General features: G+C 69.7%; 7 protein-coding genes. 1 reads left to right on the plus strand and 6 read right to left on the minus strand.

The genetic code is table 11. The features are described 5' to 3' along the window. Window positions 1–132: 132 nt before the first annotated feature. The 5 genes from G6017_RS02135 to G6017_RS02155 form a co-directional block, all read right to left on the minus strand. A complete protein-coding gene (locus G6017_RS02135) occupies window positions 133–1,611 on the minus strand; it encodes an MFS transporter (protein WP_182615680.1) in 1,479 nt (492 codons plus the stop codon). A gap of 770 nt (window positions 1,612–2,381) precedes the next feature. Beyond that, window positions 2,382–3,245 (minus strand): LuxR C-terminal-related transcriptional regulator, encoded by an 864-nt coding sequence (locus G6017_RS02140; protein WP_179525942.1) that lies wholly within the window; start codon window positions 3,243–3,245, stop codon window positions 2,382–2,384. A gap of 25 nt (window positions 3,246–3,270) precedes the next feature. After that, on the minus strand, window positions 3,271–4,167 hold the full coding sequence (gene mmsB, locus G6017_RS02145) for a 3-hydroxyisobutyrate dehydrogenase (protein WP_182615682.1): 897 nt from the start codon (window positions 4,165–4,167) through the stop codon (window positions 3,271–3,273). Between the two features lie 3 nt (window positions 4,168–4,170). Continuing rightward, complete coding sequence (locus tag G6017_RS02150; RefSeq protein WP_182610133.1) at window positions 4,171–5,346, minus strand: acyl-CoA dehydrogenase family protein; 1,176 nt, start codon at window positions 5,344–5,346, stop codon at window positions 4,171–4,173. A 90-nt stretch (window positions 5,347–5,436) separates the two neighbouring features. Beyond that, entirely contained in the window at window positions 5,437–6,963 is a 1,527-nt protein-coding gene (locus tag G6017_RS02155) for a CoA-acylating methylmalonate-semialdehyde dehydrogenase (RefSeq protein ID WP_182610134.1), read from the minus strand. 225 nt (window positions 6,964–7,188) lie between these two features. Between G6017_RS02155 and G6017_RS02160 the strand changes: the two genes are divergently transcribed. Beyond that, window positions 7,189–8,910 carry an AMP-binding protein gene (locus G6017_RS02160; RefSeq protein ID WP_182615684.1) on the plus strand — a complete coding sequence of 574 codons (1,722 nt, stop codon included), beginning with the start codon at window positions 7,189–7,191 and terminating at the stop codon, window positions 8,908–8,910. Window positions 8,911–9,140: 230 nt separating this feature from the next. Here the strand turns inward: G6017_RS02160 and G6017_RS02165 are convergent, their stop codons facing one another. Beyond that, window positions 9,141–9,884 carry an SDR family NAD(P)-dependent oxidoreductase gene (locus G6017_RS02165; protein ID WP_182615686.1) on the minus strand — a complete coding sequence of 248 codons (744 nt, stop codon included), beginning with the start codon at window positions 9,882–9,884 and terminating at the stop codon, window positions 9,141–9,143. Between the last annotated feature and the right edge of the window lie 14 nt (window positions 9,885–9,898).

A 9,898-nucleotide genomic window follows, 5' to 3' on the forward strand; every position in this document is an offset into this window, starting at 1 on the left:
CCCGCCCCGCGACCTGCACCACGCCCGGCCGCGGACAGCACCGCGCCCGGCCCCCTCTCGGGTGGGGCCGGGCGCGGCTGTTCTTGGGAGGATCCGTGTCGTGGGTCCTCGATGGGGGTCGTCAGACCAGGGTCACGGCATCTCGGTGGCGATGAGGCGGGAGTCGTCCGGCTCGGCATCGGCGTGGATGACGTTCTTGCTCGACTCGGTCATGAGGAAGATGCAGACCATCGACATGACGGACAGCGCCGAGAGCATCAGACCGACACCGAAGGTGTTGCCGGCCCCGATCATCGCGGCCGCTGCCAGCGGCGGCAGCGCACCACCGAGGATGCCGGCGAGGTTGTAGCCGAGCCCGGCGCCGGTGTAGCGGTAGCGGGCCTGGAACAGCTCGGGCAGCAGTGCACCGGCCGGTCCGTAGGCGATACCGAAGATGATCAGCGTGACGAACAGCACCAGACCGAAGGCGAAGGTCGACCCGGTGTCGAGGATCGGGAAGACGAACAGCGTCCACGGGATGGCCAGTCCGACCGAGGTGCCGATGACCTTCCTCCGGCCGATCTTGTCCGAGTACATCGCCGACAGCGCGATGGCGGCACCGAAGATCAGCGCGGCGATCATGCCCATGCCCAGGACGAACGGGCGGGAGTGCCCGAGGGTGGCGGTGGCGTAGTTCGTGAGGAACGAGGTGCCCATGTAGAAGAGCGAGAACAGCGAGGTGAGCGCACCACCCGCGATGAGGATCTCTTTCCACTGGTACCGCAGCGCATCGGCGAACGGCAGCGTCCTGGGGGCCGTGACCCTGTTCGCGGCCTTGTCCGCAGCCGCGGTCTCGGCGGCTTCCTTGGCCTCCCTCGCCTGGGTCTGGCGGAAGACCGGGGTCTCCTCGACCGTGAGACGGATCCACAGGCCGACCAGCACGAGGACGGCGGAGAGCAGGAACGGGATACGCCAGCCGTACTGCATGAAGGGGCTGTCGAGGTCTGCACCGCCACCGGCGACGAGCGAGAAGACGAGGAACGTCCCCGAGGAGAGGAAGAACGCGAAGGCCACGCCCAGCTGCGGCCACATGGCCATCATGCCGCGCTTGCCCTCGGGGGCGTACTCGGCCGTGAGCAGCGTGGCTCCGGCCCATTCGCCGCCGACCGCGAAGCCCTGGAAGAAGCGGCACACCACCAGCAGGGTCGGTGCCCAGATGCCGATGCCGCCCTCGAAGACGCCGAACGCCCCCGTGTTGTACCCGGGCAGCAGACCGATGAAAACGGTCGCCACGCCCATGATGATGAGGGTCCAGACGAGCGTGTTCTTGCGACCGATCCGGTCACCGAAGTGGCCGAAGATCGCCGCACCGACGGGCCGGGCGAAGAACGCCACGGCGAAGGTCGCGAACGAGGACAGCGTCGCCGTCGCGGGGTTCTGGTCGGGGAAGAACAGGGCCGGGAAGACCAGCGCGGCGGCGGTGCCGTAGATGAAGAAGTCGTACCACTCGATCGTGGTACCGATCGAGGACGCGGCGGCGACCTTCTTCAGCGAGGTCTTCTGCTTGACCGGCGGAAGATTCGGGGACAGCGGTGCCGCGTCCCCCGGCGGGGTGTTTCCGGACTGCGTCAAGACAACTCCAGTCGTGTCAGGTTCGCCGGGTATCTGACCTCCGGCGAGGCGGGTGATCGCCGACGCATAGGCGTCGATTGAGCCGAACAGTATGTGATGACCACCACACCCGATACACCCGAAAGTATGTGGACGTGATCCGGCCCACAGCGCCCCGGACCGATTCGACCGGATTCCCTGCCCGTCGAGCACCCCTACGGTGCCGGGCGAACAGCGCGCCCGAGCCACAGGAAGGCACCGATCCCGACCACCGGGCGTCGGACGCCGGTAAGGCCTGGCCTCATGCGTCGGCGGACCACAGGCGTCGGCGAGCCGAATTCCCGCGCTCACACCGACTGCACGACCACAGCCGTTCCGAGGGGCCGGGCTCCCGGTCTGTCCGGGGGAGGCGATCAGGCGCGCCGATCGGACGAGCAGACTCCTCGACACGGTCGGACGGATCTCCGACACGCCATCGCGAGGCGTTCATCCCGGACGGCGGCGCCGGGGTTCGCACCGGCCACCGGTGCCCCGGAGAGAGGATCGCGGTGACCGCCTTGTCCGCGGCCGTCGCGGCGTTGTGCAGGCCGGAGGTACGGATCAGCGACGATCCCGACGACCTGACGTTGCCGTGGACCACGATGCTCACTCGCCCGGCGACCGGGGTCAAAGTCCGCTGTGGCCGACCCTCAGGGCTCTGAGGGTCGGCCGGGACGGATCCGAGCATGACGGGTCGGCAGGACTGATCAGGGCAGGAGCGATCAGGGCCGGACCGATCAGGGCAGGACTGATCAGGGCAGGACGCCGAGGAGCCGGGCGCGGGCCACGGACTCCATCCGTGACCGTGTGCCCAGCTTGGTACCGATGTTGCGCAGGTACGCCTTGATCGTCTCCGGTGACAGGGACAGTCGGGCGCCGACCTCGGCGTTGGAGCATCCGAGAGCGACCTGTGCGAGGACATCGATCTCCCGGGGGGACAGGACCGTCGGCGCCGGGCCCGGGTCCCGGCCCACGTCCGGAGTCCGGCCCACCCCCGCCAGCGCGGAACCCGCGGCCAGGAGCCTCTCGCGGAGATCCGGATCGCCGAGCTCGGCGGCGATGGCCCGCAACTCGCCGTGGAGGACACGAAGACGTTCCCTGTCGGAGGATTCCAGCCCGAAGTTCTGCTCGGCCGCGGCGTGGTCGGCCATCCGCAGTCGTCGATCGACCTCGTCGTGGACCTTGAACTCCGAGGCCAGGTCCGCGGCGACGGTGGTGAACGTCCGGGTGACCTGGTCGCCGAGCTGGGTGGCGACGCGGGCCGATCCGTAGAGGATCGTCCGCGCCACGCCCGAGACGATCACGGGGACGGAGATGATCGCCCGCAAGCCCTCGCGGTCCACCGCGTCGGCGTAGTCGCGGGTGATCCTCGAGCACTCCTCGTAGTCGCGCACCGTCGCCGGTCGTCCGGAGGCCATCACGTGACCACCGAGCCCACGGCCCCTGGCCACGGCCAGCCCCTGCATGGAGTCGGTGCGGACCCCGATGAAGCGGTTCAGTCTGGCGGTCTCACCGGTGACGTCGCCGGCGAAGACGACGGGCACACCGGAATCACGGCGGGCCCGGCGCAGGGCCCCTAGTACAGCGTCTGAATCCTTGGGTCGGAGGGTGGACATGGTGTTCTCCCGAGAGTGGAGGGGTTCAGCTCCGCGAGGAATCGCGGATGCTGGTGATGATGGCGCTGAAGTCCTTGCCACCGTTGTCCTGCGCGAACTCGTCGTACAGGGCAGCCGCTGCCGCGCCGAGCGGAGCGACCGTACCAGTGCTCTCCAGGGCCGCGAGCGCCAGCCCGAGATCCTTGTTCATGAGAGCGGTGGCGAAGCCGGGCGTGAAGTCGTTGTTGGCGGGAGAGGTGGGGACCGGACCGGGGACCGGGCAGTTGGTGTGCAGCGCCCAGCTGTTGCCGGTGGCACCGGTGACCACGTCGAACAGGGCCTGGTGATCGAGACCCAGCCCCTCGGCGAGCACGAACGCCTCGGCGATCGCGATCTGGTGCACGGCCAGCACCATGTTGTTGCAGACCTTGGCGGCCTGTCCGGCCCCGGCTCCGCCGCAGTGGATGACCTTGCCCGCCATCGGCTCGAGCACGGGCTGCGCGGCCGCGAAGGCCTCGTCCTCCCCGCCGACCATGAACGCCAGGGTGCCGGCGGTCGCGCCCTTGACGCCGCCGGAGACGGGCGCGTCGACCTGGAGCATCCCGGCGTCCACGGCCTTGGCGTGGACCGCACGGGCGTCGTCGACCGAGATGGTGGAGGAGTCGATGAACAGGGTCCCCTCCCCCGCCTCGCCCAGGACGTCGTCGTAGGTCGAGGTCACCAGCGCACCGTTGGGCAGCATCGTGATCACGACGCCGGCTCCCCGGACCGCCTCGGCGGGCGAGTCGCACACGGTGATCCCGGCGGTACGGGCCGCGTCCTGCGCCGCGGCGACCGGGTCGAATCCTCTGACGTCGAGTCCGGCGCCGACCAGGTTGGCGGCCATGGGTCCACCCATGTTGCCCAGCCCGAGAAACGCCACAGTCTGCGATCGGTTGTCCATGTCCTACGCTCCCAGTCCGCGCGCGGCGACGGCCCGGCCGACGACGACGCGCATGATCTCGTTCGTCCCCTCCAGGATGCGGTGCACCCGGAGATCTCGCACGATCTTCTCTATTCCGTACTCGGCCAGGTACCCGTACCCGCCGAAGAGCTGCAACGCCCGGTCCGCGATGTCGAAGCAGCGGTCGGTGACGAAGAGCTTCGCCATGGCGCACTGCTCCACGTGATCCGGCTCCTTGGCGTCCAGGGCCGCGGCGGCGCGCCACAGCATGAGCCGGCTCGCCTCCAACTCGGTCGCCATCTCCGCGAGGGTGAAGCGGATCGTCGGCTCGTCGATCAACGCGCCGCCGAACGCCTCACGGTCCCGCACGTGGGCGACGGCCCGCGTGTACGCGTCCTGGGCGCCGCCCAGGGAGCAGGCGGCGATGTTGATGCGCCCGCCGTTGAGCCCCCGCATCGCGATGGTGAACCCGAGGCCCTCGCCGCCGGTGTCCGCGCCACCGATGAGGTTCGCCGCCGGGACCCGCACGCCCTCCATGATCACCTGCGCGGTGGGCTGGGCGTTCCAGCCCATCTTCTGCTCGTCCGGACCGAAGCTCAGGCCCTCGGAGTCCGCCGGGACCAGGAAGGCCGAGATCCCCTTGGGGCCGGCCTCCCCGGTGCGGGCCATCACCACGTAGACGTCCGACTGCCCGCCACCGGAGATGAACTGCTTGGTGCCGGTGAGGACGTACTCCGCGGTCTCGCCCTCGCCCTCCTTCACCGCCTTCGTCCGCAGCGCCGCCGCGTCCGACCCGGCGCCCGGCTCCGTCAGGCAGTAGCTCGCGAACAGCTCCAGCGACGCCAGCCGCGGGATCCACTCGTGGCGCTGCTCCTCGGTGCCGAACTCGTCGACCATCCACACGCACATGTTGTGGATGGACAGGTACGCGGCCACCGACGGGCATCCCCGGGCGAGCTGCTCGAAGATGCGGACACCGTCCAGCCGCCGCATCCCGCTGCCCCCGACGTCCTCCGAGACGTAGATGGCGCCCATCCCCATCTCGGCGGCCTCGCGGAGGACGTCCTTGGGGAAGTGGTGCGTCGCGTCCCACTCCTGCGCTTTGGGCGCGATCCGCTTGACCGAGAAGTCGCGGGCGGTGTCGACGATGACCTTGTCGTCGTCATCAAGGGTGAACATGGGTGTTCCTCTCATACGGTGCCCGGTTCGTACGGTGTGCGGCAGGTGAACTGCGCGGCGGGTGAGCTGCGCGGCGGATCCGGTTCGCGGTCAGTCCATCGTGGGGATGACGAACTCGGCACCGTCCTTGATGCCGGAGGGCCAGCGCTGGGTGACCGTCTTGACCTTGGAGTAGAACTTGATCGACTCCGGGCCGTGCTGGTTGAGGTCGCCGAATCCGGACTTCTTCCAGCCTCCGAAGGTGTGGTACGCGATCGGCACGGGGATCGGCACGTTGACGCCGACCATGCCCACCTGGACGTTGGACACGAACTCGCGGGCGGCGTCGCCGTCGCGGGTGAAGATGGCCACGCCGTTGCCGTACTCGTGCTCGTTGGGCAGGCGCAGGGCCTCCTCGTAGTCCTTGGCGTGGACCACCACGAGGACGGGGCCGAAGATCTCGTCGGTGTAGACGCTCATGTCCGGGGTGACCTTGTCCATGAGCGTGGGCCCGACGTAGTAGCCCCCGGAGATGTCCTCGCCGTTGAACTCGTCCGTGTAGGCACCCACGCTGCGGCCGTCGATGAGGATCTCCGCACCGGCCTTCTCGCCCTGGTCGATGTAGTCCAGCACGCGGGCCTTGGACTCGGGGGTGACCAGCGGGCCGTAGTCGGACTTCGGGTCGTGGCTGTGGCCCACCCGCAGTTCCTTGACCTTGGGCACCAACTTCTCGAGCAGGGCCTCGGCGGTGCCCTCGCCCACGGGGACGGCCACCGAGATGGCCATGCAGCGCTCACCGGCGGAGCCGAAACCGGCGCCGACCAGGGCATCGGCGGCCTGCTCGAGATCCGCGTCCGGCATGATGATCATGTGGTTCTTGGCGCCGCCGAAGCACTGCGCGCGCTTGCCGGTGCGGGCCGCGTTCTCGTAGATGTACTGCGCGATGGGCGTGGAGCCGACGAAGCCCACGGCCTGGATGGTCTCGCTGTTGAGGATCGCGTCGACCGCCTCCTTGTCACCGTGGACGACCTGGAAGATGCCGTCGGGCAGACCGGCCTCGGTGAACAGCTCGGCCAGGCGCACCGGGACGGAGGGGTCGCGCTCGGAGGGCTTGAGCACGAAGGCGTTGCCGCACGCGATGGCCGGGCCCGCCTTCCACAGGGGGATCATGGCCGGGAAGTTGAATGGGGTGATCCCCGCGACCACGCCGAGCGGCTGGCGCATGGAGTAGACGTCGACGCCCGTGCCGGCGTTCTCGGTGAACTCGCCCTTGAGCAGGTGCGGGATGCCGATCGCGAACTCGATCACCTCGAGGCCGCGCTGGATGTCGCCCTTCGCGTCCGGGGTGGTCTTGCCGTGCTCGATCGCCAGCAGCTCCGCGAGCTCGTCCATGTTCTGGTTGATCAGGTCGACGAACCGCATGAGCACGCGGGCGCGCTTCTGCGGGTTCTGGGCCGCCCACGCCTTCTGCGCCTCGGCGGCCTTGGCGATCACGTCGTCGACCTCCGCCGTCGACGCCAGCGGGACCACGGCCTGCGCCTTGCCCGTGCTGGGGTTCAACACCTCGTGGGTTCGGCCGCCCGTGGCGGCGACCCTGGTGCCGTTGATGTAGTGCTCGATCTGCCTGAGATCCGACATGGACATCCCTTCGTCGTGAGGCCGCGGTCCGGAGATGTCCGCGCGCCACTGCTCCCGTGATGACCATCACTCTATACTTGCATCTCCTAGTAATCCAGGACCCGGCCCCGCGGCCGCCCCCGACCCTCCCCTTTCGGGTGTACCGCCAGCCGCCCGGCCGCCCATACTGTGAACTGACTCACTTCCCGTGCCCGTTCTCACCCGTGCCCGCTGTCAGGAGACTTCATGGCCCCGCTCGCCACCGACGCCACCACCCGATTCCGCGCCGCCCGCGACTTCCTGCAGGCCAACGCGGAGGACTACGAGGCCGCCCGGGCCGGCTTCGCGTGGCCGGAGCTCGACGAGTGGAACTGGGCACTCAACTGGTTCGACGTCGAGGCCGAGGGGAACACCGATCCCGCGTTGTGGATCGTCGAGGAGCACGACGGCGGAGGCGCACCGACCGAGGCGAAGTACTCCTTCGACGAGATGCGGATCCGCTCGGACCGCACCGCCAACTGGCTGCGCGAGGCCGGGGTCGGGCCCGGCGACCGGATCCTGCTCATGCTGGCCAACCAGGTGGAGCTGTGGGACGTCATGCTCGCGGTGATCAAGCTCGGCGCCGTGGTCATCCCCGCCACCACCCTGCTCGCCGAGGGCGACCTGCGCGACCGCATCGCCCGCGGCGGCATCAAGCACGTGATCGCCCGCTCCGAGCTGGCCGAGCGCTTCGCCGCCATCTCCGGCGACTATCAGCGGTTCTCGGTGGGCGGCGCCCCCGACGGCTGGACCGACCTCGCCGGCGCGATGGACGCCTCCCCCGACTTCGAGCCCAGCCACACCACCCACGCCGACGACACGCTGCTGCTCTACTTCACCTCCGGGACCACCAGCAAGCCCAAGCTCGTCGAGCACACCCACGCCTCGTACCCGGCGGGCCACCTATCGACCATGTACTGGATCGGTCTCCAGCCGGGCGACGTCCACCTCAACGTGTCCTCGCCCGGATGGGCCAAGCACGCGTGGTCCAACGTGTTCACGCCGTGGATCGCCGGGTCATGCGTGTTCATCTACAACTACTCCCGCTTCGACGCCACGGCGATGATGCGCGAGATGGACCGCTGCGGGGTGTCCAGCCTGTGCTGCCCGCCCACCGTGTGGCGGATGCTCATCCAGGCCGACCTGACGCAGCTGCAGGTGCCGCCCCGGCTGGCGGTGGGTGCCGGCGAGCCCTTGAACCCGGAGGTGATCGGGCGCGTCCGCGACGCGTGGGGGGTGACCATCCGCGACGGCTTCGGCCAGACCGAGACCACCGTGCAGATCGCCAACACCCCGGGCCAGCCCATCAAGGACGGGTCCATGGGCCGCCCGTGCCCCGGATTCGACGTCGTCCTGGTCGACCCCGCCACCGGACAGGAGGTCCCGGGAGAGGGCGCCGAGGGCGAGATCTGCCTGCGCCTGGACCCCCGCCCGCTCGGCCTGATGGTCGGATATCACGGAGACAAGCACCGGACCGACGCCGCGTACGCGGACGGTTTCTACCACACCGGTGACGTCGGCTCGCGGGACTCCGAGGGCTACATCACCTACGTGGGCCGGACGGACGACGTGTTCAAGTCCTCGGATTACCGGATCTCGCCGTTCGAGCTGGAGTCCGTCCTGTTGGAGCACCCGGCGGTGGCCGAGGCGGCGGTCGTCCCGTCCCCGGATCCCGTGCGACTGAGCGTCCCCAAGGCGTTCGTCGTCCTGGCCGGCGGCTGGGAGCCGACCGAGGAGACCGCCCGCCAGATCTTCGACTACTCCCGCACCCACCTGGCCGGCTACAAGCGGGTGCGCCGTCTCCAGTTCACCGACCTGCCCAAGACCATCTCCGGCAAGATCCGCCGCGTCGAGCTGCGCAACGGCGAGAGCGAGAACGGCCCGTCGGTGGACTTCCCCGGCGAGTTCCGGGAGGAGTCGCTGCGCTGACGGCGGGTTCCCGGCCCGCGGGGGCGCGGCTGCGGCCCGTGCAGGCCCGGTTGCGGTCCGCGCAGGCCGGGCCGTGTCGGCGCAGGCCGGGCCGTGGCCCGTGCTGGCACCTCGACGAGTGGTCGCGACTGCAGGAGAACCCGCTACCTGACCTGGGAAAACGTGAGCGGGTGTGACCTCTCGGCGCGGTGGGACGACCCCGGCGCGTCTCGAGCGACTCCCGGTGACGCTCAGGCCCGGACCAGTCCGTCTATCTCCTCAGGGGCCCACGGCGGACTGTCGTGGAAATCTCGGTAGGCCAGGATCTGCGCCTCCGGGGCGGGGAATCTCCCGATGAACCCGCCCGACCCGGCGAACACCCCGCCGGTGATCCCGGCAGCCAGATCGGAGACGAGATAGGTGTAGAGCGGCGCGACGTACTCCGGCCCGGCCGGGTCCAGTGCACCGGCCACACTGAGCTCGTCGAGCATCCCCCTGCGGCCCAGCTCGCGGATCTGGTCCTCGTAGTCCTCCCCGCTCGACAGCCTGGTCCGGGCGCCCGGGCACACCACGTTCGCCCGCACCCCGTGCTCGGCGAGCTCGGCCGCGATCGCCATGGTCAGCGAGGTGACCGCGCCCTTGCCGGCCGGGTAGCCCGTACCTCCGTAGTCGCCTTTCCAGGCGAACGACGACGTGGTGACGATCGCGCCCGAGCCGGTGGAGACGAAGTGCGGTGCGAACACGCGACACGCCGCGAAGGTCGTCCCGAGGTGGGCGTCCATGAGCGCACCGAACTCTGCGTGACTCACGGTGAGGATCGAGGACCCCGCGGGCTCGGGAACCCCTGCGCACGTGATCAGGCCGGAGACCGTCGACCCCCCGCGGATCGCCTCCTCGAGCAGCGACTCCGCCACCGTGGGCTCGTGTGCCGACCCGGCGAGCCCGGAGATCCGGCCGTCGGACCGTGCGGCGAGCTCGGCGACCCGGTGCCGCAGCGCCGCCTCGTCGC

This window comes from Dietzia sp. B44, assembly GCF_014145245.1.
Classification (GTDB): domain Bacteria; phylum Actinomycetota; class Actinomycetes; order Mycobacteriales; family Mycobacteriaceae; genus Dietzia; species Dietzia natronolimnaea.

What these genes read in the sequence shown, in the direction of transcription:
- G6017_RS02155 (WP_182610134.1), bottom strand. Translation starts at nt 6,963, where the DNA reads ATGTCGGATCTCAGGCAGATCGAGCACTACATCAACGGCACCAGGGTC.
- mmsB (WP_182615682.1), bottom strand. Translation starts at nt 4,167, where the DNA reads ATGGACAACCGATCGCAGACTGTGGCGTTTCTCGGGCTGGGCAACATG.
- G6017_RS02140 (WP_179525942.1), bottom strand. Translation starts at nt 3,245, where the DNA reads ATGTCCACCCTCCGACCCAAGGATTCAGACGCTGTACTAGGGGCCCTG.
- G6017_RS02160 (WP_182615684.1), top strand. Translation starts at nt 7,189, where the DNA reads ATGGCCCCGCTCGCCACCGACGCCACCACCCGATTCCGCGCCGCCCGC.
- G6017_RS02150 (WP_182610133.1), bottom strand. Translation starts at nt 5,346, where the DNA reads ATGTTCACCCTTGATGACGACGACAAGGTCATCGTCGACACCGCCCGC.